Below are 24,271 nucleotides of genomic sequence, written 5' to 3'. Positions count from 1 at the left end.
CGGGCCACGGCTCTTCGTCTTAGATCAGCCGAACGGGGCGCGTCGTGGCATCAACTTTGACTGGCCTGGTGTTTGCTCGTGCCTTCAGTCGGAGCACCGTGGACCACCCGGAATAGACGCGGGTCCCGGGCCCGCGAACGTCCTTGAACTGGAGCGGCGATGTGTTTAGAGGCATTCTCAGCGAACTACTGTGCCACCGCAGCGGCCGTGGCATACACATCAGCCGGCATCGGCCGGTGCAGCTTCCAGGTAATCGCAATCGGTTTCTCGCCAGCGTGCTGCACGTAGTCCACCTGGCCCAGGCACGTGTAGGGAACGGTCAGTCCGGTCTCGTCGTCCGCAGTATCCCGCGTAAAGATTAGGATCTTCGAGCCGTGCGAGGCCCGATCCAGATACCGCCTCCCTGTCGGGCTTCCGGGCGAGGTCGCGTTCTGCGACTCCCAATGGAACAGTTCCGGGCTGATGGCGTAGTCCTTGTACATAGTCGTCGCTGAGTGCTTCTTGTCATCCTTGTTGAGGGTCACAAAGAAGGCGTCGGTAGACGTAGCCGGGCACCAGGCCACACCCTCACGGTGCTGCACGTTCTTGCCGAGCTCCAGCGAGCCGTATTGCAGGGCCGCCAGGACCTCTTCACGGCGGTACGTCGCATGCGAAAGTAGCGGAACATGTTGCAGGCCGGCACCGAGACCCTTGGCAGCATGCTTGGAGGCAGCAACTCCCAGCTTCACAATCTGGCGGATCTCGCTGCACACAAACTGGTAGCCGCGCAGGTAGTCCAGGCCGGCGTCGTACGTCTGAAAACCGCCGCCGTCATCCCACAGCGTGTAGAACAGCATCCGGGCGAAAGTCTGCTCGCGCATTCCGAGCTCCGCGTAGCGGGGCGCACCGGGGCCGACCAGCATCGAGTACGCCTCGGCGCGTTCCAGGTCGTCCACATGGATAAGCGCAGCCATGCGACCCAGGAGCCTCTTCTCATCGGCATCCGAGAGCTCCTCGATCCTCCCGCTGAGGGCCGCCTCCAACGGCGAGAACCCTTCGATCAGCCCCGCCTGTCGAAGATAACCGGTCCAGGAATCCCTGGTCGAACGGTAGATCGACTTCACGTCGTTCCCGGACTGCTCCAGATAAGCCTCCAGTTCGGTCTCGGCATACGAGGCGATGTCCCGGACCAGCTGTGCCCTGTTGAACCGCAGCTGGGCCTTGATGTTGTCCAGCACCACCTTCTGCGCCACCCGGTCCAGCACAATTTGGGAGCCCGAGGGCAGGTATGGGAACTCGTCCTCGACGGCCTTCTCCAGCTCCTTGCGCCCGTAGCCGGTGAGCGCCCGGTAGCGCAGATCGAAGCGGAACTCACGCCGTTGCTGGCCGATGAAGTCCATAACGGTCAGCACGGCCTTGCCCTCGGCACGGCGCAGCCCACGCCCCAGCTGCTGGAGGAAGATCGTGGCGCTCTGCGTGGGCCGGAGCAGCAGGATGGTGTCCACCTGCGGCAGGTCCAGGCCTTCGTTGAAGAGGTCGACGGCGAAGATGCAGGTGATCTCCCGCCGCCGGAGGCGCTCCAGCGCCGCTGCGCGGTCGGCCTCGTCGGTGCTGCCGTCGACCGCAACGGAAGCGATACCTGCCCGGTTGAACACTTCGGCCATGTAATGGGCGTGCTGGACCGAGACGCAGAAGCCGATGGCCCGCATCTGGTCCGTGCTGGTGACTTTGTCGCGGAGTTCGCGGATCACCTTGGCGGCGCGGGCATCGTTGCCCGTGTAGAGGTTGTTCAGCTGAGTGGTGTCGTAGTTGCCGCGCTTCCATTCCAATTGGCTGAGGTCGACGTCGTCCGACACACCGAAGTAGTGGAACGGCACCAGCAGGTCAGCGTCCAGGGCGTCCCACAGCCTAAGCTCACTGGCGGTGCGGCCGTCGAAGAACTGCTTAGCGACGTCGACGCCGTCGCCGCGTTCCGGCGTCGCGGTGAGCCCGAGGAGCTGCTGCGGCTGCAGGTGGTCCAGCAGACGCCGGTACGTGGGTGCCATGGCGTGGTGGAATTCGTCAATCACGACTACATCGAAGAAGTCTGGCTCCAGCTGTTCGATGCCGAGCGAGGACAGCGACTGGACGGAGGCGAAGATGTGCTTCCACTGTCCGGGTTTGTGCTCCCCCACGTAGAGCTCGCCGAAGGCGCCGTCCTGCATGACGTCACGATAGGTGCGCATGGCCTGTTTCAGGATTTCCTGCCGGTGGGCGACGAAGAGCATCTTCAGATCGCGGCCGGCCGATTCGCACAGGCGCTTATAGTCCAGGGCAGCAATGACGGTTTTGCCGGTACCAGTGGCAGCGACCACGAGGTTGTGGTTGAAGCCCTTGAGACGCTCGGCTTCCAGATCCTCGAGCATTTCCTCCTGGTGGAGGAACGGCTGGACTTCGAGCCCGGTGGCCGCGCCTGGGACTGCCGTGCGCCGGCCGCCGTTGCGTTCCAGGGCGGCGTCCAGCTTTTCGCCGTCGCGTTCCGGATCGTAGCTTTGGAAGGCGCGCTGCTCCCAGTAGCTGTCAAAGGTGACCTCGAACTTCTGCAGCAGTGTTGGTGTGCCGACTGAGCTGAGCCTGACGTTCCACTCGAGGCCGTCAAGGAGGGCAGCCTGGCTGAGATTGGAGCTGCCGACGTAGGCAGTGTCGAAGCCGGAGTCCCGGCGGAACAACCAGGCCTTGGCGTGCAGGCGGGTGGCCTGGGTTTCGTAGTTGATCTTCACTTCGGCGCCGTACCGCGTGACGAGCTCGTCGATGGCGCGGCGTTCTGTGGCGCCCATGTAGGTGGTGGTAATGACTCGGAGTTTGGCGCCGCGCTCCTTGAGCTCTTCGAGCGCCGGCTGGAGGAGGCGGAGGCCTGTCCATCGGACGAAGGCGCAGAGAAGATCGACGGTGTTGGCGGATTCAATTTCCGTACGGAGCTCGGCTGCAAGGTTCGGATCGTCCTTGCTGTTGGTCAGTAGCGCGGATTCGCTCAGCTTGGTGGTGGGGCGGCGGAGTTGTCTGCGTTTTAGGGTGTCCCGGCGGTGGAGGGAGTGGAGCTGGGTGGGCCCGGCGGCGATTCGGTCCGTGGTGTTCAGCTCTTGGAGGAGGCGGTTTGCCAGTGCGACTCGGTCCCCTGGCTTGGCCGCTGTGAGGGCCCGGCGGACGGCTTCGGCAACGTTGCGTGCGAGGATCTCTGGAGCGTCATCGTCTTCCACCTGCGCGAACGTGGGCTGTAGCTCCGGTTCGTTGTTTAGTACGCTACCCAGCGCGTCCGTACTGAGAAGTTCATACAATCCCTCGGGCAGCCGCTTCGTCGCCCGTCCCCCAATGAAGTTAGTCACCTCGCCAGGGTATTGTCCGGCGTCCGGACTACCAAACGTCCAGTGTCCGTGTCTATCGCGACATGGTCTTTGGCTGGGACCGGCTAACCCAATTATATGGAGTGGCGCGGCGACTCGAAAACACAAGGCTTCTTGCGCCATACGATCCTGGACTTCAAATCATTGCAGCAACGACTACGTCGTCTGCGGGGCGGGATGGCAAAAGTTCCCGGTAGCCGTCCAAATGCTTCCCATTGCGGAAGTAAAATAGACTGTACCCAGACTGGAGGAATAAACGTGGGGGAAAACCCTGATTATTGGACGACAATAGCTACAGTCATACCGGTTCTGGCTTTGACATTAGCGACAGTCTATAAGAACAACAAGTGGCACAGTCTCAGCACGTTTGATCGTCGCTGGTCGGCAGCTTACGGAATTGTCCTTGTCATCCTGCTTGCCTATGTGGAGTATCTTTCCCTCGCACATCTGCAAGAGCGCTCATCGAATGCGCTTGCAGAACGTCTCGCCTTGATTGTCGTTTCAGTCATCGCATTCCAAGTAATCGCGTTGCCGCTGTTGCCGCTTGGATTGATCGCCCTCCATGATCTCCATCCCCAGGTACGCAGGGCTAAGCGCTCACTGCGTGTGTCTGAAAAGGAATTCAAGGTGCTTCAAAAGCGATACCGTCGCGAAATGAAGGCTTTGAGCAGGATGGAACTGGAGATGCAAATTGAAGCCAGCGAACAGATCATAGGCGAGCACGATCTAGTGTTCTCTGCAGATGGGACAGTGCGCCCGGACGTTCTCACGAGAGTCCCAAGACTTCATGAGGCTCGCGAATCCCGAAAGTTAATCAACCAAAGTCGGTTGAAGTTCGACAGGAAGATAGACAAACACGCAAAGAAGCTGCGACGGGCGCGCCGAAGGCAAGAGGAAGCCCTGGCCCGAAGAACCAAGAGTGCGGCTCGCGTCGGTCACTCGAGGCTGCTATAGCGTGTGCCGGCATGCGTTGAGTCTGCTCACGCATGTCCACCAGCTTCTCCGCGTTGCTGTTCAACTGGCAGAGCAGGTAGGCGCAGATGACGGCTCCAACTACAGAGACCACCGCATAAGACATCCGGTTCAGCTGGTGCCCGGAACGGCGATGGCGCACTCAATGAAGCACTGCCGACGCGTTCACCAAAGTGGAAGCGGTGAAGGCGCCGAAGACTGCCTTGGGCAGGACGGAGTCCGGCCCGGCGCGTACGGCAGGCGGGACGCATTGGCCTGCTCCACGAGGCCGGAACTGCGCCACCACCAGGCTGGCCGGCACACGTCTCCGAACAGCTGCCCCCCTGTGAAAGACGGTTGCGGGCTGGCCGGCCCGCCGGCACCAGAGGTGCGCATCACAGTGCCGCTGGTCAACGCCAAAAGATGCGGTGACCCAGCAGCTTGATATCAGCACATAGCCGGCCTTGTCTTAACTGCAGGTCTCAAGAGCCGTGGAAGGGGTATCCGGCACCGGGCATGCATTTTTGACCGCTGCCCATAATGGCGCACAATGTCACCCGCACCGGTCTTGCAAGAGATACTTAGGGAATGATCACCGTCGTCATTGACACAAATATTCTAAAAATGTCCCCCTACCTTACCCGCCCAGAGTGGTTTTCACTGTCGGCGCATAACGCTAACGGGAAGGTCAGGCTATTGGTTCCCGAAGTGGTGGTCATGGAAGCCGTCAATGTCGTTCCTAGGGATAGGGTTACCCAAAGAGACGATTTCTCCAAGGCGAAAGTCGGTGAGTTTGGCCTACAGGATAATGTCAACGAGATAGTCCAAACCATCCAGGATCGCATTGATAGTTATGAAAGTGCATTGAGTAAAAAACTCACAGAACTGGGAGTTGAGGTGGTGCCCGTACCGGAAGTACCCCATCTGGAGGTAGCAAGGCGCGCCTCCCGGACAATAGCTCCCTACAAGGCCAAAGCCACCAAGGACAACTACAGGGATACTCTCATTTGGCTCACGTTAATCGACGTGGCGACAAGACACTCGACCGATGAAGTGTGGTTCGTCAGCGACAACACTAGTGATTTTGGGGATCCGGCAGTATCAAGGCAGAAGATTGCTGAGGGCGATGGAGCGGCAGAGGAAATATCAACGCCTTGGAATCAGCAGCTGCAGGAGGAACTGTCCAGCCATGGCTTGCAGGATCGGGTTAAGTACGTCAGAAGCCTCGCCTCTCTAGCCCAACACGTATCCGCCTTGTACGGTCCCGTTGCAGCTGAAGAACTTGATCTACTTACCAAGGCAATCAACCTCGACTTACTGGCCAACATGCTCAACAAAGAGATCATGACGTTGACGGTCCCCGCTAGAGACGTCGCGCTGGAGCCAACTGTGTCTGTTGCCGAAGTTAACGAGGTTCTGTCCACCGACTTGGAGTGGAAGTTTTCGGATGCAGCCAACAGCGGCGAAAAGGACTGGACGGCAAACTACGTTGTGGATCTAGAAGCAGTGGTGCTCGGATTCTCCAGTGATCTTTCGGAAATGCTGTCAATCGACACCAAAGTACTCCGCGTCTCAGGAACGGTGAAGTTCAGCAACGTAGGGCGTCTGCAGGAGTTTGAAATCGCCAGAATTGAAGCACTTCCCGACGATCCGAACCGCGGGTTGTGGGATTTGTTCGACCAAGCTGGTTTTGGTGAGTCCAGCGGCGTTGGCACATATCTGGCCACCCAGTTCCGCAGCGGTGTAACCCTGCCACCTCACATTATCGACAGCATCACGAAACTCGGCGGACTCTCCAACATCACCATGCCACCCCACATCATCGACAGCATGACCAAACTCGGCGGACTCTCCAACATCACCATGCCACCCCACATCATCGACAGCATGACCAAACTCGGCGGACTCTCCAACATCACCATGCCACCCCACATCATCGACAGCATGACCAAACTCGGGGAGCAAGCGCTTGTTGACGAGGATGATCCAGACGTACAGGGGCATAGGGAAGATACGAACCCATAGCGCACGGCGGTTTTTCGCGGGCGTCTGCCACCCCCTCGGCCGGTGGCCACGTATTTCGCCTTGGCCACGACAGCGTCGTTGGCCATCGCGCACAGCGACGAGACCGGAGGAGAACTGCACCACCAGGCCGCCGAGGAACGCAGCGCAAAACAGCTGCTCGCCAATCTGCAGGGCGACGGAGAAGGTCAGCGCGGAAAAGGGCGCGCCCGGCCACAGCCGGGCGCCCCTAGTGTGCCCGAATCAGCGAAGTGGTTCACGGCGTTGATTCAGTCGACGAGCACCGGCTCCTTGTCACGCTCCGAAGTCTCGACAACCGGCGCAACCTTCCCGTTCCGGTGGTGCAGCCAGTTCGCCACCGCCAGAAGCGCCACGAGTGCGAAAGTGCTCAGGAGCTGGGGACGGGAATCCTCGCCGATGAAGCCCACCGTGAAGATCGCGGCGAGGATGACCAGGCCAAATACCGTGAGCCACGGGAAGCCGGGCATCCGCAGGGGAAGCTCCGTCCCGTCGCGGTCGGCGCGGAGGCGCAGGGCGAGCTGGGCCAGGAGCGCGGAGGTCCACACCAGCAGGCAGGTCGAGCCCACGATGTTGAGCAGGACCGGAAGGACCTTCTCGGGGAATGCCAACTCCAGCACAACCGTGACAACACCGAAGGCGACGCTGGCCAGGACCGCGACAACCGGGACCCGGGCCTTGGACACCGAGGCAAGCAGGCGTGGTGCTTCACCCCGCTCCGCCAGGGAGTACGCCATCCGTGAAGCACCGTAAAGGTTGGCGTTGAGTGCGGAGAGCAGAGCCGCCACAGCCACCAGGGTGATGGCGGTGGCCGCGCCGGGCATGCCGGCCGCATCCAGCACCGCGGCGAACGGGCTCTTCAGCCCCGCCGAACCCACGGGAACAACAGCGGCGATAACGAAGATCGCACCGATGTAGAACACCAGGATGCGCCACAGCACCGTCCGGACTGCCTTCTTCACGCTGCGGGCAGGCTCGGCGGTTTCAGCTGCCGCCACGGAGACGATCTCTGTGCCGCCGAACGCGAATGCCACCACGAACAGGGCTGTGGCAATCCCGGCGAAACCGCTGGGTGCGAAGCCTGCTCCGGTGAAGTTGGACAGGCCCGGCGACTGCACGCCCGGCAGCCAGCCGAAGAGCAGGGCTGCGCCCACCAGGAGGAACCCGACGATTGCCGCCACCTTGAGCAGCGCAAACCAGAACTCGAACTCGCCGAAGTTCTTCACACTGGTGAGGTTCACAGCAGTGAGCACCACGATGAACACGAAAGCCATCAGCCATACCGGCAGGGCCGGGAAGATGGTGGCCAGCAGGCCTGCCGCACCGAGCGCTTCCGCGGCGATGACCACCACCAGCTGCAGCCACCAGAGCCAGCCCACCGTTGCGCCGGCCACCGGCCCGTAGGCCTTGGCGGTGTAGACGGAGAACGCGCCGCTGTCCGGGTTGGCGGCGGCCATCTCGCCGAGCGCCCACATCACCAGGATGATGAGCGTGCCGGCCACGAGGTAGGAGATCAGCACCGCCGGGCCGGCAGCCTGGATGCCCGCGCCGGAGCCGATGAACAGGCCGGCACCGATGGCGCTTCCCAGGCCCATCATTGTGAGCTGGCGGGGTTTAAGGGCCGCGCCGAGGGCGCGGGCAGACGTCTTTGTCTGTTGTTCCATGGGAATTCCTCTGGTTGTAGGTGGAACGGGTTGGTAAAGGGTCAGTCGATTGTCGAGGCTGCGTGGGCTTCCAAAATCCGGAGCACGCGGTCGTTGGAGGCGGGATCGGCAACGGTGATCCGCACGCCGTCGCCCTGGTACGCCCGGACCATGACGCCGGCGGCGTCAAACGCGTCCACCAGTCTGGCCCGGAGGCTCTCATCCGCACGGATCCACAGGAAATTGCCCTGGCTCGGCTGCAGTTTCCAGCCCTGGGCTTCGAGCTGCGCGCCCATCCGGGCGCGCTCCTGCTTGACGGCGGCCACGCGTGCTTCCATCTCCTCCCCCGCGTCCAGCGAAACGATGGCTGCCTTCTGGGCCAGCGCGCTCACGGAGAAGGGAAGGGCGGTCCGGCGCAGCCCTTCAGCAATTGCCGGCGCCGCGACGGCGTATCCCACGCGCAGGCCGGCGAGCCCGTAGGCCTTCGAGAAGGTGCGCAGGATGCAGACGTTCGGGTACCGGCGGTAGAGCGCCAGTGAATCGGGGCCGCTGCCCGCTTCGGCGTATTCCACATAGGCCTCGTCGATCACCACGAGGATGTCCGAGCGGACCGCCTGCAGGAAGGCCTCGATGCGTTCATGGCTGATCGGCACGCCGGTGGGATTGTTGGGGGTGCAGAGCAGGATCACCTTCGTGCGGGCGGTGACGGCCGCGGCCATGGCCTCGAGGTCGTGGCCCTCGGCGTCGTCCAGCGGGATGCGGACCGGCCGGGCGCCTGCCAGCTCAACCAGGATGGGGTATGCCTCGAACGAGCGCCACGCGAAGATCACTTCATCCCCGGCGTCGCACAGTCCGGTGATGATCTGCTGAAGGACGCCCACGCTGCCGGGTCCCACCGCCACCTCTTCGGCGGTGACGCCCAGGTGCCCGGCGAGCCGTTCGCGGAGTTCGACGGCGGCACTGTCAGGGTAGCGGTTCATCGTGCCGGCCGCCGCGGCCACCGCAGCGGCGGCAGCGGGCAGTGGCTCATAGTGGCTTTCGTTGCTGGCGAGGGCGGCAATGTCCACGCCGGCGCTGCGCCGGCCCGGGACGTAGGGCGGAAGTCCGGCCACCGCGCCACGCAGGGTGGGAAGCGCGGTTTCGGGTTCGGCCAGGAGCTGATCAGGGGTCATGAGGATCGATCATGTTGTGACCCGGCCCACAATGCAAGATACCCTCAACCCATTGGGACTTCTGCTCAACTTCTACTGTGTGTGGTGAAAATATGACCATCGCGAACTCTCGCACCCTCGATTCCCTCGACGGCCGGATCATCCTGGCCCTGGACAAGGATCCCGAAGCCAGCGCCCTGGCACTCTCGCGGACGCTCGGCGTCGCACGCAACACCGTCCACGCCCGGCTGGCCCGGCTCGAGCACAGCGGCGCGCTCCGCTCCTTCAGCCGGAGGCTGGACCCAGCCGCGCTTGGCTACGAACTCATGGCGTTCCTCTCACTGTCCATCAGCCAGACCCGGACCGGCGCGGTGGAAGACGGACTCGCCGCGATCCCGGAGGTCATCGAGGTGCACGCCACCACCGGCGACGCGGACCTCATGGCCAAGGTGGTGGCACGCGGTACGGCCGACCTCTACCGCATCACCAACGAGATCCTGGAAATCGAGGGGATCCAGCGGACCAGCACCGCCATTTCCGTACTGGAACTCATGCCGCCGCGCTACGACGGCCTCCTGGCCCGGCTCTCAGAGCAGGAATCCCGCGCAGCGGACTAAGCACATCCGGCGGCGTACTTCTTCGTGAGTTCCCGACCTGCGGGTGAGCCATGTCTCTCGCCTCCGCGTGCCGGTGAGCGCATACTGAACACATGCCAATGCACCGGCTGTCCACGTTTGTCGCAGCGCTTCCTGAGCGGGTTTTCGCAACTTGGACTGATCCCGACCGGTTCCATGAATGGATCGGCGGAGTCAGCGGCGTGACCGACCGCGTCGGCCCTATCGATGAGGCCGGCAGCCGCTACACGGTGCAGTTCGGGCGGATGGCGAGCCCCACCGAGGTCCTCGCGGTCGAGCGGCCTCGTCACATCCGCACCCGCTTCGGCAACGCCATCCTGAAGGGCGAGTCCGATGTGACGTTCACCGCCGATGGCACGGGCACCCGCATTGACCAGGTGATCGTGACCCGCGGGTTCGTGTCCGCGATTTTCGGCCGGATCTTCGCGACGGGCTCTTATCGGGGCAGCTTTCAGGGCGAGCTGGAGACGTTCCGGGAACTCGTTGAGCGAGAGACACGGGCGCCCGGGGAACACTAGCTGCTTGCAGCGTGCGGGTGCAGTGACACGGCAAGCCGGCCGGTCGGCGCTGCAGAGCCTGGGACGTTAATGGAGTGATGCGTGCCACAAGTGCGCATATTTTCAGTTGCATCGGCTATTGGCTGCCAAATATCCCAACCAAAACACACTCTCTTGCCGATCCGTGACTTAGCCCACAAGATTCCTGCATGACTACTCTTACCGTCTCCGGCCGCGTGGCGCAGGTCCTCAGCAGCTACCTCACCGATCTCTTCGGCGTCATGGGCAACGGAAACGTCTACTTCCTGGACGCCGCGGAGAAGCTGGGTCTCCGCTTCTCCCCCGTCCGGCACGAGGGCGCCGCCATCGCCGCGGCCGACGCCTACTATCGGGCGTCGGGACGCCTCGCAGCGGGCACCACCACCTACGGCCCCGGCTACACCAATGCACTCACCGCCCTGGCCGAGGCGGTCCAGGCGCAGATCCCCGTGGTGCTGGTCACCGGTGACGCACCGAGCAGCGGCGCCCGGCCCCAGGACGTGGACCAGGCGGCCATCGCGGCGGGCCTCGGCGCGGCCACCTTCACCGTCACCCGCGACGCCGCGGGCTCCATCACCCGGCAGGCGGTGGAATACGCGCTCACCAAGCGCACCGCCGTCGTGATTGCCATTCCCTACGACCTCGCGGCCCTCGAGGCTGCGGACGAGGAGCTTCCCGCGCCGCTGGCACCCCAGGTAACGGACGACGACGGTGCCAGCCTGTCGCAGGTAGCCCGCCTGCTCGCCGGGGCCAAGCGGCCGCTGATCCTCGCCGGCCGCGGTGCGCACCTCACCGGCGCCGGCCCGGAACTCCGCGAACTCGCCGACCGGATCGGCGCACTGACCGCCGGAACCGCCCTGGCGCTCAACCTCCTCAATGGCGAGGGGTACCTGGGCGTGGCCGGCGGTTTCGGCACCGACACCGCGGCCGGGCTCATGGGCGAGGCCGATGTGGTCCTCGTGGCCGGGGCCAGCCTGAGCCCCTTCACCATGCGGTTCGGGCACTTGCTCGGCCCGGACTGCACCGTCATCCAGATCGACACCGCCCTGCAGCCGACGAACCCCCGGGTGGATACGTTCGTCAGTGCGGACGTGAAGTCCGCTGCGGGACGCATCCTCGGCATGCTGAATGACGGAGCTCCGGGCAGCGCATGGCGCGCGGAAGCCCGCAAACGCCTGGCCGAAGGACCGGCCCACCACCCGGGCTCCGACGAGACCGCGGATGGCCGGCTGGACCCGCGCGCCCTGGCCATCGCGTTGGACGCCGTGCTGCCCGAGCGACGCACCGTGGTCCAGGACGGCGGGCACTTCCTCGGCTGGGCCCCCATGTACTGGAACATCCCGCGGCCGCAGGACCTGGTCATGGTGGGCACCGCCTTCCAGACCATCGGGCTGGGCCTTGCCAGCGCCGTCGGGGCAGCCCGTGCAGTGGAGGACGGCCGCACCCTGGTGCTGGCCTCCGGCGACGGCGGTTTCCTGATGGGCCTGTCCGACCTCGAATCGTTGGTCGGCGCGGCCAGCAGCGCCGTCGTCGTGATCTACAACGACGCTGCTTACGGAGCCGAAATCCACCAGTACGGCTCCCAGGGACTGACCGAAAAGCCCATGCTGATCCCCGAGGTGGACTTCAGCGGCGTCGCCCGCGCTTTGGGGGCTCAGTCCGCGATCATCCGTTCACTGGCGGACCTTTCAGCCGTTCAGGACTGGATTGTCGCCGGCGCCAAGGGAACCTTCGTGGCGGACTGCCGGATCACGTCGAGCGTGCGTGCCCCGTGGATGAGCGAGTGGATGAATGCCAAGCAGGCCGCGAAGGCGGCGGTGGCGGGCTAGCTAAACCCGGTGGCCGCGGGACCTTGCAGGCCACGCCGTACCCCCTGACCGGCCGCTGACCAGAACGGGGCGGGGAAGGATTAGGGCAATATTGCCTCAAGCACGTGTCGTCCAATCCCGTGAACACGTAGCCCGTTAGCCGCACTAACGTAAGCATTCGGTAGTGCTCCCCGGATATTGCACGTAACTGAATACCGTCCACTTGGGTGTGACTGCGGCGGAACCTGATTGGTGTTTAGCGGCAAAAGTGGGAGTCTCGTGCCAGAGGGTGACCGGAAGAATGCAGGGCCTCCGCATCCCAGGCATGTCAAGCCATTACGTTTGATCTGAATTCAAGCGGCGTCCAGTCTGTCCAGCTCTGAAGCGTTCAGTCGAAGCCGTCCACTGGGCTCTTTGCCCATTTCGGAGCTCGCCTACCCTGATTTCGGACCAGAAAGGGGAAGATGGTGCGTAGGTTGTCCAATGTAGGAGAAATGATATGGTCGCTGTGCAGTGCACCCGCTCGTGCTGTCCCCGCCGCCTCCGGCTGGCGTACCCGGTTCTCGGGCACCCCGTAAGGAACGATCGTGACTAGTTCTTTCGCTGAAAACTGGATGCACACGGCTATCGTCATAGCGCTGCCCCCCATGGGTATGACACGACACATTCTCAGCTCCATTGAGGACGCTGCGAATGAGGTGCTGGCCTCACCTGAGTTCGATGAGGTCAGCGTCCACGTCGTTCTCTCCACACCGGGAAACAATTTGCACACATCGCCCTCACTAGATGCTGTGCTGCTCAAAGTGCTCGCCAGCACCGAGGCATCGACGATTTCCCTCGTATGGTGCAAGGACGAGGGAGTTGAGGATGAACCTTTCTCTCGGGATCTTGATGCCCTGCATGCGATTCACGCCGATTGTCCGCTCCACAGCGCCCTTAAACACGAGTCGCCCCCGGACATCCCCGCCGCGATACGTGACACAGTGCTCGAAGCGCTTCTGGCGTCGGATGGTGCTGCAGGAGCTCCGCGCGCCCTCATCGAGGCGGCCATCGCCGGATTTCATCGGCCACTTCAGCACATCCAGGGGAACACCGCCGACGCAGTCAATGGCGACCACACGCAACCGACGCCTCCTTCCGTTCTCGGGGCCCCCACTGAGTCCTTTCCTGTGTTATCCGCGACAACGTACGCTGGGCCCACTCTCGAGCTCCCCTTCCACGAGACACCAGCTGATCCGCGTGCCCTCGATGCACGAATGGGGCAGCAGGCTACGTTCGCGGGAGGCAGGCCCGACTCGGATCTGGACGGCGACGATGCTCGCCAAAGCGGGCCGCTCACGTCGGAGGAACTCGACCTTTTCCACCCTCAGCCTCGTATTCCAGCTGATATCGCCAACTGGAGTACTGCGGACAGTTTCCGGCCGCTCTATCATGTTGGAGCACATGTTGCCGCTGAAGATGTGGAAGCTAGTACGCTTCCGTCGGTCTGGGATTCCTCGCTTGGCGATGGCTACGAGGCAGAAAACAACAAGGTGCTGCTGCGACCCGTCTCCGCACCTAATGAACAGCCCGATGCCGAGAGCTCCAGGTGGATCCCTCCCGTCGTTCACAATATCGTCAGCTCGGTCAGTTCCCAGATTGACCAGTGGCGTGCCCGCCGCACGAAGGTGGGGCGTGCCGAGGAGCAGATTGGGGTCTCTGCGCTGGAGCACCTGCCCGTTTATCGGGGAGCTCGCCGCCCTATGATCTACTTTGTGCTGGCTGCGTCGACCGAATGGGATAAACAAGCCGTCCGCACGCGCGACGCAGCGCTGACCCTTCTCTCCGACGCGCTGGATCAGCACTGGATTGCCGTCGCCATCAACCTTGGCAGCACTTTGACGCGCGTTGCCGGACCCGCTTCGCCCAAACGCGTCGCGCATGACTGGCGGCGTATTGAGCGCAACAATGACTTCGACCTTGGCGACGCAGCCGCGGAACTTTCGGTGCAACTTTCCCGCGACAACGCCTCATTGCGGCTTCGCGGGCACGAGGTCGACGCACCTCATATCGTGGTCTTTGCAACCGAACCGCCCTACTTGGACTCGGCAGCGCACAGCGCGTACCTCACGCTGTTACCCAGCGTGCAGTCCGTGACCTGGCTGCTGGTCGGGGATTCCGATTGGATGGAATTTCCCCCGGAACTGGACGAGCGCCCCTCTCGGGTCCTATATGCGGAGCAGGACGGCGTGGCGGTACTCCTCAACGAGGTGCTAGCCCCGCCCGCGGTCATTCCGCCCGAGCCGGCTGACGGATAGCCCGCCCGCCTAGCGTCAGGGCGCCAGATCGATCACCAGAGGTGCAGGGCTGACGGATCGCATATGCACGACTGCGCCTCGCTTCGTCATCGGCAGGTGCATGATCTCACCGGTGCCCAACATCGGCTGCATCTGGTGCGACACCGTAGGCTGCCACACGCCGTTGGGTCCGGCTGACTGCGAGAGGACCGGGGCCGACACCCTCCCGAGACGATCCCCCAGCATATTCGCTGTGGTTGGGGAGACGCCCTTGAGGGCTATCACCGTATCGCAGCTCGCCAGAGTTGCCGCGGCTTTGCCTGGGTCGCCAAGGTGCTGCACGTCCTGGATCGCGATGCAGATCGAGGAACCTGCCCCGCGCATAACGTCAAGCATCTCCTGGAGGTTGATTCGCTCTCCGTACCGGCCAGCCTCGTCGAGCGTCCAGAGAATAGGAACGGACAGCTGCCCGAAGCGTTCCATGACGCGGAGCTTCAGCAGCGACAGGAGCATCGAAGAGGAAGCCCATGCAAGTTCTCCGAGAGCCATGCGTGCGCCAATGACGAAGATTCCGCCGCTGGTGAGTATCTCGTCGACGGTGATCGCGTTCGGTCCAGTCCCCGCAAGCATCTTCTCGAAGGTCGGGTCCGCCAACCATGACAGGCGGTTCGTGAGCCCCGCCGTGACGGCACAGTAGTCGGCTGCGGGGAGCTGCGCCAGGTCGAGTACGTCATTCGTCTGGCCCCCTGCCGCCGCGACGTACTGCTTAAGATACTGCTGGCTCACCGCCATCCGGTAAAGCTCCCTGGGGTGCGGCGGAGTGCCAGGCTGAGCAGCAAGAATGCGCAGCAGGCCGCGCAGCCACCTGTGGTCCCGCTCCTCGAAGAAACGGTGGGTGCCGCCGGGGTCGACCGGCCCGAGAAGGGCCTGTGCGACCTGTGCGGCGTCCTGTACGGAGCGCACCTCGCGGATCGGGTTCCATGACCGGGATTTTTCGGGAGCGCCGATGTCCCAGCGTCTGACCCGGAGCGTCCCTTGCGCCCCGAGCGCTCTCTTCGCGTCTCGTATCGTCTCCGATAGATCACCCTTGATGTCCACATTGATTGTGGTCAGGCCGTGGATGGTCGCTTGCACAATCCATGGAGCGATGATGAATCGCGACTTTCCGGACCCTGGCGGGCCGATGATTGCCGTGTGCTTCTCGAAGTTGCCCCACTCCAAGTAGATCGGGAACTCAGTCCCGCGCCGCTGCGGGTGGACGACCGTCCCAAGCGGAAACGTCCCCTGGGCTAGTGCACGGACATGCTTGGGGAGGAGCACGTACCGGAAGTCCCAATAAGTGCTCCGAGCCCCTGAGGGTGGCGGGTCGTCGGGGCCGAGCACGCCGCTACGACGAGCGTGACGCCCAGGCCGGACTGCATTCGACGCGGCCGCGGCAGCGATTGCACCGCTCACACGATCCACGCCATGCCCGATCGCTTCGGCGGCGCGCCACGCCCCGGTTCCCCAGCCCCCCAAAGCTGCTAACGCCCTCGTTCGCGAGGGCGTTCCTCGCGGGAGTCGGGCTCGCGAAGCGCGAGCGAATCCTCGAAAGCCTTGCGACGCCGCTCATCTTGAAGCCGCTCGTCGTGGTCGGCGAAATTCTGCGCCTGCTGCTGAATGCTCGGGGGATTATCGATCTGCCACGAGATTGCAGCTTCTCGCGTCTGGTCAAGACTAGGCTGCTGCGGGACCGGCACCGGCGAGCCGAGGGTTGTCCACGCGAGTTCCGCAGCAACGGCGCCGTCGCGCACGGCGTGTCCGGCTCTCTTATATTGCTCTACGAGCTTCGCTCGGGCGTCATCGAAGTTCATCGTCACCTGTCCCCACCACCCCATTCTCCGATAATGATACTGTGCGGGCCGCCGATCACGGCTTCCCGGCCTCAAGCTGTACTACGCGCTCGGTGAGCCCTTGGATGAGGCGCGTGTATGCGAGCGTTTGGGCGTTGGGGAGCACATTTGCCCCAACGGAGGCAGCGAAGTGCTGCTCCAGGATCGTGATAAGGGCGGGACCAAGCGAGAGCATATCGGGCTGCGGGAGGGAGCCAACGAGGTCGGCCCCAATCGAGGAGATGCCGGACACACGCAGCGCGTCCACCACGGCTGTACTGAATACCTCCGATGACGGGGCCATGTCTCCGAGAGTCGGGAATCCGTCGGTAAGTTGTTGCATCGACACCGGCCATGCGGGGAGCGGCACTTCAATGTCGCGACGAAGAATACCCGGGACGTTGACGGCGGGGAGCTTCGGGATCTGCGGCACCGGGAGCATTCCGATCTGCACATTGAACGGGGGCAGCTCGTAGCAGTCTATTTCGCCGACCAAGTGGGTGACGCTCGCATACTTCGTCCGTACGTGCAGGCTTACCGGGCCGGCACTCGTCACCCTGATAGCGGCGGTAGCGGCGCCTGCCGGCACCTGTGTCCTCTGGCCGCCGGGACCTGATATCTCTACCACGTACGGGCCGCCCGCACGGATCGACCAGGATGCCATGACGTCGCGCCCGCGTAGCGTCACCAGCTTGTTCAGGCTCGCCCGTGTCACCACCGGCGGGGCCACCACCAAGCGAACGGCATCCTCCGCTGCCTGACGCAGTTCCCGCGCATTCGGTCTCGCGCTGGGTTTGGGGTCGAGCGCGCGCCCGATGAGGGCCGAAAGCTGCGGCGTGACAACCGACGGCGCAGCAGATGGGAGCGCCATGCGCTGGGTCGCTCCGGGGGCTCCCACGATGTACCTTACGAACGCGAGGCCGAGCTTGTATACGTCGGTCTCGAAGTCCTGAAGCTTTTTAGGAGCAGCATCCTTGTCATTCATTTCAGGCGGCTTCCATCGGGGGAAATGCCCCTGGCGCGACGCACGTGAACCGTCAGAGATGTGCGCAACTGCGTCGCAGTCCAGGAGCAACACGCCCGCCGGCGCGAATGTGAAGACCTCATTGTTCGGGTTTAGGTCTCCAAATACCAGCCCATGCCGGTGGAGTAGCTCGATCGCCCCGGCGAGCTTAGAGAGTAGGTGCAGCCGAAGGGCATCGTCGTGGAAGTCGGAGCTGTCGTAGCCGACCTCGTTCCGCGCCTTCACCGGTGCAGCCAGATACCCCATGACGCGTTGCTCCTGCTTTGCGGGGAAGTTCCCTTTTGCAGGAATGTCCATGAAGTACCCGGGCGGTATCAGCGGCAGCAGACACCCGACCTCTGTGCCGCGGTCGGTGACCATCGCGACCGGCCACACGGCGATCTCGTCGATCTCCTGCCGGTGGCGGGGGTCGAGCGCGTCACGGAACCGAACCGCCTGCCGCATCCCCTCCAGCACCGCCGGGATAGCCGCCGGGTCAAGCCCGGGCTTCGGGCGCTTGAGCACCATCGGCCGCGGATCGCCAGCCACAGGCGACCCGATAACCCGGTGCACAACACCGAACCCGCCCTGCCCGAGCTCCTTGTCCACAGTGAGACCGGATAGTTCTACGTTCATCGGGCATCGTTCGAAGCGGCGACTATATCCCCTTTCTCGGTCCGCTCGTCGGGCCCAACTACGGCGCTCATCATCTGGTCCGCTCGAAGTGCGGGTTCCTGGGCTGCCGCGGCCTTCGCAGCCGGCCAGACCCCGACGACAGTTCGGTCGTCGACGAAGCTCTTCCGTGCGAACTCGACCTGCGCGCCGAACGCATAGATCCCCGGAGGATCCGCCCACCATTCGGCCAATGCGGCCCGAGCCTCGGCAGAGTTGCGTATGGCGTTGCCCACACCATCCGTCATGACGAAAAGGGCTCCGCCGTTGGCAGGAGCGACTGCCCGCTGGACCTGCAGCCTTGTTGACGGAAGGGCAGAGATCGGCGCGGCAAAGCCGTCTCCTGCGTCGTCCTGGGGCGTCATCTCCGACCACAGGCCGTCAGAGAAGAGCCACACCGGAGTGTCCCCGACCCATGCGATCTCTGCCACGCCGAGCCCCTCGCCATGCACAGGTAGCTCAAGCAGCGTGAGCGTTGTCGCCCCGACGCGGAAGCCATCCTCGTTGCACGGAATGACCCTCAGCAGATACCTGTTCACGCCAGTCACGATGTCGGTGAGGTCGCTGGCCCCCGCCGACCACGCTTCTGCTGCGACTCTGACCGCTGCAGTGCTGGCCTCACGAGAGCGCGCTTTGGAACCTACGCCATCGGCCACCGCGATGAAAAGGCTACTCCGGTCCGCGTCCCAGGCACACAAGAACGCATCCTGTCGTTCCGTGCCCCTCTGCCGGTGCGAGAGCCCGCGCGCCGACGCGGCACGGACGGCCACTCCGCCGATGTCGTGCTCGGCGAGCTCGATGTCGGGCCCGCCAGACGGCCCGAGCGGGGCCCCAATGCGAACCTCAGCAGCGAGGCGTCCCGGGTCTCCGATGACGAACGGAACGTCTCTCAGTCGCCCCACGTCCGCTCCGCTCAGTCGTCCTCGATCAACTCATCAACCGACCCGTGGACGATATTCGCAGTCGCTGTCGGTTGAGCGGCCTGGAGGTCGCGCTGGCCCAGAGCGTTCGTGCTGGTCGCCTGGACAATGGTCTGGTTGATGAGGGTCTTGACCTGCTCAATGACAGCTTTCGCATCGTTGTCCTTCAGCAGGAACCACTGCCCAAGCTTCTCGCCGAAGTCAGGGTAGGCGATGTCCTTGAGCACGTCCGCCGGTGCCTCGCGGAAGCCGTAGGCGACCACGTACGGCCACCCCTTCGTGGCATTCTTGCCCTGCGTAGTCAGAAACACGTCGCGGAACTGGTGCCGATCGCCTGGCGCACCGTCGGTGAGGAAGAACACGCACGGACGATGGATTTGCCCATTCTTGGCACGGATCGCCTTCTTGTCAGCACGGAACACTTCGTCATACTTGTTCCACGCCGCGCTGAAGTTTGTGCCGCCAAGGCTCGTGAGCTGCGGGACCGTCCCGATGCTCGACAGTCGCGACAGGGGGATCGTCACCTGCGCCGAGCTCCCAAAGCTGATGACCCCAAGCAGCGCAGTGTCGTCCGTCTCAGGGTCCGAGCGCAACTCGGCAATGAGCAGCTCCACGGCTTGCCGCAGCGTTCCAAGGTCCTCGTTCATCGAATACGACTGGTCAAGGATCAAATAGAAGGGCATCACCTCCTGCCCCTCGGCTATCTCTATCCCGGCCCCGCCCTCGACGTTGTATTCGACTTCGGTGTAATCGCTCATGCACTCTCCCCCAACGGTGTCCAGATGGCGCTTTTGGGCCATGCTAATCGGACGGGACGGCGCGATGCAATGCGACGCGTTGATTCATCAAATATGACCGCGTGGCGGTATTCGAAGAATCATTTGAGAATGCTCGGAATTAATCAATCGGGAGCTGCTCCACGGGGTGCGAGCAACGGCATCTGAATTTCGCCCGATCACGGTCCGGGAACAAGAATAACGTGCCTATGTCGAACAGCAGAACTGGCACATCTTCCGCCAAACCGTCGGCTCTCACACTCTGCGAGGGTCAGCGACTGTCGCCTGTAGGAAGGTTAAACTTCTTGAGTATGTTAAGTGGCTTTTTATTAGCCCCGTTTGAAGCAGACGGAGCACCATTCGGAGCACCCGGAGGCAGAGTCGGGGCACCCGGAGGCAGAGTCGGGGCACCCGGAGCCTGGCTCGGGGCAGCCGGAGCACCATTCGGAGTACCCGGAGCCTGACTCGGGGCAGCCGGAGCACCATTCGGAGCACCCGGAGCCTGACTCGGGGCAGCCGGAGCACCATTCGGAGCACCCGGAGCCTGACTCGGGGCAGCCGGAGCACCATTCGGAGCACCCGGAGCCTGACTCGGGGCAGCCGGAGCACCATTCGGAGCACCCGGAGCCTGACTCGGGGCAGCCGGAGGCAGACTCGGGGCAGCCGGAGGCAGACTCGGGGCACCCGGAGCACCATTCGGAGCACCCGGAGCCTGACTCGGGGCAGCCGGAGCACCATTCGGAGCACCCGGAGCCTGACTCGGGGCAGCCGGAGCACCATTCGGAGCACCCGGAGCCTGACTCGGGGCAGCCGGAGCACCATTCGGAGCACCCGGAGCCTGACTCGGGGCAGCCGGAGCACCATTCGGAGCGGTACCAGTTGACGAAGCCGCGCGGTGCAACGTGGACGCAACATGACTGCTCCATTGTTGCAACGCAGCATCCAGATGTTTCTCCATCTCGCCTGCGACGTAAACGTTCGATTTGATACCTAGGCGCTTTTCTCGCGTTCGCATATCGTCTTCGATGTCGCGGCGCTTCTTCGACTCTTCCTCAATTCGCCGGCGGTCTGCGTTACGGCGAACCTTTGCCTCATCTACCAATGAGTCCCCGTCTAGTTTCTTTACTTGCTCGTACAGCGAAGGAGAACCGGAATTGAGCAATAGCTTCACGATCACGGGCAGCAGTTCGATCATGAAGAATAGGGCTCCAATTGCCCAGTGCGCTGCGCCCATAAGTGGGTTAGTCTCCCCCAGCGAAAACAGAGCGCGCAACTGAGCGAGGATACCTTGATCATTAAGTGTTCCCGCGCTCACCTGGTTCTGAATCTGAGCTAGCTGGTCTCTTGCGGAGGCTAACTGGGACTCCGCAACTGGCAGCTGCTGCGAGGCCGCTGCTTGAGCGGTCTTGAGGGACTCGGCCTGCTGGGCAGTTGCTGTTTTGGTATCTTCAACCAACTTGTCCCGCGCTTGCTGAAGCTGGCCTTCAAGGTCACGCAAGATTTGTTGCTGATTCTTGAAGTTGGCATCAATTTCAGGAAATGGGCCGTACTCCCCGGGCGTAGGACTACACTTGCTCGGATCTTTGAGAGACTCCCTCCCCTTTCCGTAAAGCTCGCAGATGTATAACTTCTGGGCTTCATCCGCGATCGGACGCTGTTGGTTTACCGAGTTGATGAGGTCCTCAATGCGTTTGTTATCCGCTTCTATGGTCGGATCTATCACCGCACCATTGTTGCCTGCCTGTACCTGCTGAAGACGCGCAACTTCGGCTTGTAAACTGTCCACATTTTTCTGGAAGGCCGAGGCCTCCAAAGGCGAGCGGTTATTTTGTGATTGCTGCAGATTGTAATATGCCATCTGCGCATTGATGTCGGATTCAAACACCTTCAGGACTAGCGGAGTCGAGACGACCACGCCAATCAATGCAGCCATAAGGACTCGGGGGATGGTCATCCATAGCGCCTGTTTAAAAGAAGACGTTGACTGCATGCTCGTAGTGAGGTAGCGGTCTAGATTTAGGATCAAAAGGCCCCAAAGAGCCGCAAACGGGACAGCTAGGAGCGGATTGACTTTTAAGCCCTGTACCATCGCAAACCACATTGAAACGGCTGCCATAAGCGCAGTACCCAAGAGCACTAAGGCAAACTGGACGAACTGACCAAGAGCAGTCGGTACTAGTCTCAGGAGTGCCAACTCGGCGCCACCAAGAACGGCTAACTTATCGATAAAGCGCAATGCTCCCCCAATTCACCATGTCCGTACGCTCATTGGGCTCTATGGCTTATAGCGTGCCGCTGTGCAGCGATTCTACGTCACGTGAATTGATTGGTTCGACACGTACTGGTTAGACGAGTAATGCTGGATAAAGCCCGCGTCTGCAAAGCAGGGAAAATCTCTCATGTCGGCCTCGTCAAGGGCTGTGAGTCTCTAGTTCTTCACCGGTCTCAGTCTGCGACAGGGTTGGCCGTTGCCACCAATGAATCTCGCCGGATGGGCAGTCACGGCAGCGCACCGCTGACGCTATGACCCAGGCAGATGAGGCGCTCATGGCTACTTCCCGGATCTGGGCGCCGAGCTCGCCGCCGCGCTCCGGGGCCAACATCGTTTCGCTGGCCCAATACTCCACAGATCCCGAAAGTGGCCATTTTTCCAAGGCACCGAGTTTCACATGCCGAGCCTCGGAGCAAGGAGCGACGGGCCGCGCCTGGCATTAGCTTCTCAGGCGCTCATCTTGTCCACGTCAACCGCTCTCCCGGATCTTCCTGGGTTTCTGGCTTAAGCTAGGGTCCGATTCTTCGATAGAGAACCCGTCCGCGCAAAGACAGATACCGAACACTCGTGCGAGGGTTGGTCTCCCTCAGTAGCCCTCTTTTCCCGCGCCACTGTGACCGTCGGTGAACGGTGGAAGCTACCTGACGACACGTGCCGTCGTTGACGATCCTGCTGCAGATGCTGTCGACCTCGCGGATCGGCCGGAAAATGCGGCAATTGCTTTCACCGGACTGGCTAAACCGGCTAAGACCGCGAGGAATCTCGCATTTCTGGCCGAACTGACGGAATCGGGCACGTAGATCCCGGTCATCGGAGCAACACATCCTATCCAGCAAGCCGCTGCAGCACCAGACTCGTTGAGACCGGGCATAAAACCGGCAGCGCCGTCATCACCATCAGTGCCCTACCAAGCCAGCCACCGCACTGACCAAGTATCCCGGCGCGGATTTCAACGCGAGGCAAGTGACGCCATCGCAGACCGTCATCGGGCAGGTCGGTCTCAGCACAATACTGCACGTACTGCCCTGCCGACGCAGCACCGCGCGCACATCGAGCCTGGAACGCGCTCGGTGAAAGATTCGCCGTATCAGCCCATCACGCCTCTGCAGCACCCGTTGGATCGTGCTCGAGTGCTGCAGTGACGGCAGCCGGGGACGGCAAAGCTGCCTGCTCGTCGGTCGGAAGTGCGTCGTACATGTAGGACGTCACGTCAAGGGCTGGGCGCAACCATCCAGCGGGTACCGCACAGTGCGCTCGTTCCTGGATCCGCGCACCCGGATCCCGAGTGGCTGGAGGCCTCGCAGGCGGCAAAGGCGGGGTAGCTAGTCCTGGCGAGCCGCGGGACCTGGCAGACTACGCCGTCCCAACCCTTTTCCGGCTGCTGACCCGGACGGGGTGGAGAAGGATTAGCGCAAAATTGCCTCAAGAACGGCTCTTTCAATCCCCTGAAGAACTAGCATCACGGCATTGGCTGCACAAAACAGTGGGGGAAAAGATGAGTGGAAATGGTCTTGCACTTGACGAAGTCCGGAGCCGGGAGCCGCACTCCCCCGAGATGCGGGTCTTCGATAGTACATTCGACTACAAAACCGACAGGCCTGCCAAGACCAGGCCCGACCCCGACAGGGACAGTCCCCGTCTCCGGGCGCTCCATCAGCGACTGTGGACCAAGGAGTTGTGCTCCGGCGTCCGTTTCGCCCCGACCGCTCCATCAGTTCGGGGGGAAGGCTACCTCATCTTCACTGATGCCTCCGGAGCGAGGCACTGGTACGGCAGCGACGCCATCACCCCCTCCTACTCCCGCTGGCTACGTCCGAGGCCTCTGGTCGCGGCCATCGCCGGCCTATCCGAAGAGCAGCGGGCCCGCTACCTCAACCCGCCGTACACCATCGGCAGTGCGATGATTTGGCCCGTCAGGAAGGCGGACCGACCCATCATCAACCAGGCACGGGGGTTCAGTCGGCTGGTCAGCGATCGCATGGATCTCACCCTTGAGTGCATCCGGCGTCATTACGCAGGAGAGCCCGAGAGCCCCCTTGCCGGTGTACTCAACGCCTACGCGGACTTCTTCGCGCTCTTCGGGCGGCAGGAGCAAGGGTTCAGGTGTTTCGTGGACTTCTTCCACTTCCAAGACCTCGTGACTCCCGACCACGACGACGTGCGGTTCTTCCTGCCGTTCAATAGCTTCAAACGTCCCGGGACACCTGCCACAACGGAGGAGTACGTGACGTACCGCGAGGCCACGCTGGACTTCATCGAAAAGCGGGGGCGGCGGATGGCCGAGTGGCTTAGGGAGCGGTACCCCGATATTGATGGTGGCGAATAGCGCCTCGGATGTATCTCCCGCGATAGGAAACC

Annotated in this window: 17 protein-coding genes; 7 read left to right on the top strand and 10 right to left on the bottom strand. The window is 62.7% G+C overall.

The genetic code is table 11. From position 1 onward, the window contains the following. Window positions 1-185: 185 nt before the first annotated feature. The gene (locus ACSQ12_RS05270; protein ID WP_436064606.1) at window positions 186-3,341 is read right to left on the bottom strand and encodes a DUF3427 domain-containing protein; all 3,156 of its coding nucleotides are present in this window, start codon (window positions 3,339-3,341) and stop codon (window positions 186-188) included. Between the two features lie 276 nt (window positions 3,342-3,617). Here ACSQ12_RS05270 and ACSQ12_RS05265 point away from each other — a divergent pair, with 276 nt between their 5' ends. Together ACSQ12_RS05265 and ACSQ12_RS05260 are read left to right on the top strand one after the other, a co-directional pair. Then, on the top strand, window positions 3,618-4,313 hold the full coding sequence (locus ACSQ12_RS05265) for a hypothetical protein (RefSeq protein ID WP_436064605.1): 696 nt from the start codon (window positions 3,618-3,620) through the stop codon (window positions 4,311-4,313). A gap of 585 nt (window positions 4,314-4,898) precedes the next feature. Further along, a complete protein-coding gene (locus ACSQ12_RS05260) occupies window positions 4,899-6,335 on the top strand; it encodes a PIN domain-containing protein (protein ID WP_436064604.1) in 1,437 nt (478 codons plus the stop codon). A 266-nt stretch (window positions 6,336-6,601) separates the two neighbouring features. On the opposite strand, the gene ACSQ12_RS05255 is transcribed toward ACSQ12_RS05260, so the two are convergent. Both ACSQ12_RS05255 and hisC read right to left on the bottom strand, forming a co-directional pair. Next, the gene (locus ACSQ12_RS05255; protein ID WP_436064603.1) at window positions 6,602-8,014 is read right to left on the bottom strand and encodes an amino acid permease; all 1,413 of its coding nucleotides are present in this window, start codon (window positions 8,012-8,014) and stop codon (window positions 6,602-6,604) included. Window positions 8,015-8,055: 41 nt separating this feature from the next. Beyond that, entirely contained in the window at window positions 8,056-9,165 is a 1,110-nt protein-coding gene (hisC, locus tag ACSQ12_RS05250; protein ID WP_436064602.1) for a histidinol-phosphate transaminase, read from the bottom strand. Window positions 9,166-9,257: 92 nt separating this feature from the next. Here hisC and ACSQ12_RS05245 point away from each other — a divergent pair, with 92 nt between their 5' ends. The 4 genes from ACSQ12_RS05245 to ACSQ12_RS05230 all read left to right on the top strand — a co-directional run bounded on the left by ACSQ12_RS05245 (window position 9,258) and on the right by ACSQ12_RS05230 (window position 14,420). Next, window positions 9,258-9,761 (top strand): Lrp/AsnC family transcriptional regulator, encoded by a 504-nt coding sequence (locus ACSQ12_RS05245; protein WP_436064601.1) that lies wholly within the window; start codon window positions 9,258-9,260, stop codon window positions 9,759-9,761. Between the two features lie 92 nt (window positions 9,762-9,853). Continuing rightward, window positions 9,854-10,297: an SRPBCC family protein gene (locus ACSQ12_RS05240; RefSeq protein ID WP_436064600.1), complete on the top strand. Its 444-nt coding sequence runs from the start codon at window positions 9,854-9,856 to the stop codon at window positions 10,295-10,297. Between the two features lie 188 nt (window positions 10,298-10,485). Beyond that, window positions 10,486-12,144, top strand: a complete 1,659-nt coding sequence (locus tag ACSQ12_RS05235) for a thiamine pyrophosphate-binding protein (RefSeq protein WP_436064599.1) — start codon at window positions 10,486-10,488, stop codon at window positions 12,142-12,144. 566 nt (window positions 12,145-12,710) lie between these two features. Beyond that, a complete protein-coding gene (locus ACSQ12_RS05230) occupies window positions 12,711-14,420 on the top strand; it encodes a hypothetical protein (RefSeq protein WP_436064598.1) in 1,710 nt (569 codons plus the stop codon). A gap of 15 nt (window positions 14,421-14,435) precedes the next feature. Here the strand turns inward: ACSQ12_RS05230 and ACSQ12_RS05225 are convergent, their stop codons facing one another. The 7 genes from ACSQ12_RS05225 to ACSQ12_RS05195 all read right to left on the bottom strand — a co-directional run bounded on the left by ACSQ12_RS05225 (window position 14,436) and on the right by ACSQ12_RS05195 (window position 23,140). Next, a complete protein-coding gene (locus ACSQ12_RS05225) occupies window positions 14,436-15,719 on the bottom strand; it encodes a type IV secretory system conjugative DNA transfer family protein (protein WP_436064597.1) in 1,284 nt (427 codons plus the stop codon). A 203-nt stretch (window positions 15,720-15,922) separates the two neighbouring features. Next, entirely contained in the window at window positions 15,923-16,252 is a 330-nt protein-coding gene (locus ACSQ12_RS05220; protein ID WP_436064596.1) for a hypothetical protein, read from the bottom strand. Between the two features lie 55 nt (window positions 16,253-16,307). Continuing rightward, window positions 16,308-17,909: a hypothetical protein gene (locus ACSQ12_RS05215; RefSeq protein WP_436064595.1), complete on the bottom strand. Its 1,602-nt coding sequence runs from the start codon at window positions 17,907-17,909 to the stop codon at window positions 16,308-16,310. Beyond that, entirely contained in the window at window positions 17,906-18,715 is an 810-nt protein-coding gene (locus ACSQ12_RS05210) for a protein phosphatase 2C domain-containing protein (RefSeq protein WP_436066938.1), read from the bottom strand. The genes ACSQ12_RS05215 and ACSQ12_RS05210 overlap by 4 nt, the downstream gene beginning before the upstream one ends. 143 nt (window positions 18,716-18,858) lie before the next feature. Then, on the bottom strand, window positions 18,859-19,623 hold the full coding sequence (locus ACSQ12_RS05205) for a vWA domain-containing protein (RefSeq protein WP_436064594.1): 765 nt from the start codon (window positions 19,621-19,623) through the stop codon (window positions 18,859-18,861). A gap of 289 nt (window positions 19,624-19,912) precedes the next feature. Beyond that, window positions 19,913-21,835, bottom strand: coding sequence for a DUF4407 domain-containing protein (locus tag ACSQ12_RS05200; RefSeq protein WP_436066937.1), 1,923 nt, complete (start codon window positions 21,833-21,835; stop codon window positions 19,913-19,915). A gap of 1,173 nt (window positions 21,836-23,008) precedes the next feature. Then, window positions 23,009-23,140 carry a hypothetical protein gene (locus tag ACSQ12_RS05195; protein ID WP_436064593.1) on the bottom strand — a complete coding sequence of 44 codons (132 nt, stop codon included), beginning with the start codon at window positions 23,138-23,140 and terminating at the stop codon, window positions 23,009-23,011. 268 nt (window positions 23,141-23,408) lie between these two features. Between ACSQ12_RS05195 and ACSQ12_RS05190 the strand changes: the two genes are divergently transcribed. Continuing rightward, window positions 23,409-24,239 carry a DUF6994 family protein gene (locus ACSQ12_RS05190; protein WP_436064592.1) on the top strand — a complete coding sequence of 277 codons (831 nt, stop codon included), beginning with the start codon at window positions 23,409-23,411 and terminating at the stop codon, window positions 24,237-24,239. Window positions 24,240-24,271: the final 32 nt, after the last annotated feature.

The sequence above is a fragment of the Arthrobacter sp. LjRoot14 genome (assembly GCF_964253905.1).
In the GTDB taxonomy this organism is placed as follows: Bacteria; Actinomycetota; Actinomycetes; order Actinomycetales; family Micrococcaceae; genus Arthrobacter.
Note: the sequence above shows the minus strand (reverse complement) of the source record. Positions and strands in the feature narration are given on the sequence as shown.

What these genes read in the sequence shown, in the direction of transcription:
- hisC (WP_436064602.1), bottom strand. Translation starts at nt 9,165, where the DNA reads ATGACCCCTGATCAGCTCCTGGCCGAACCCGAAACCGCGCTTCCCACC.
- ACSQ12_RS05220 (WP_436064596.1), bottom strand. Translation starts at nt 16,252, where the DNA reads ATGAACTTCGATGACGCCCGAGCGAAGCTCGTAGAGCAATATAAGAGA.
- ACSQ12_RS05205 (WP_436064594.1), bottom strand. Translation starts at nt 19,623, where the DNA reads ATGAGCGATTACACCGAAGTCGAATACAACGTCGAGGGCGGGGCCGGG.
- ACSQ12_RS05240 (WP_436064600.1), top strand. Translation starts at nt 9,854, where the DNA reads ATGCCAATGCACCGGCTGTCCACGTTTGTCGCAGCGCTTCCTGAGCGG.
- ACSQ12_RS05235 (WP_436064599.1), top strand. Translation starts at nt 10,486, where the DNA reads ATGACTACTCTTACCGTCTCCGGCCGCGTGGCGCAGGTCCTCAGCAGC.
- ACSQ12_RS05255 (WP_436064603.1), bottom strand. Translation starts at nt 8,014, where the DNA reads ATGGAACAACAGACAAAGACGTCTGCCCGCGCCCTCGGCGCGGCCCTT.
- ACSQ12_RS05215 (WP_436064595.1), bottom strand. Translation starts at nt 17,909, where the DNA reads ATGAACGTAGAACTATCCGGTCTCACTGTGGACAAGGAGCTCGGGCAG.
- ACSQ12_RS05245 (WP_436064601.1), top strand. Translation starts at nt 9,258, where the DNA reads ATGACCATCGCGAACTCTCGCACCCTCGATTCCCTCGACGGCCGGATC.
- ACSQ12_RS05190 (WP_436064592.1), top strand. Translation starts at nt 23,409, where the DNA reads ATGAGTGGAAATGGTCTTGCACTTGACGAAGTCCGGAGCCGGGAGCCG.
- ACSQ12_RS05260 (WP_436064604.1), top strand. Translation starts at nt 4,899, where the DNA reads ATGATCACCGTCGTCATTGACACAAATATTCTAAAAATGTCCCCCTAC.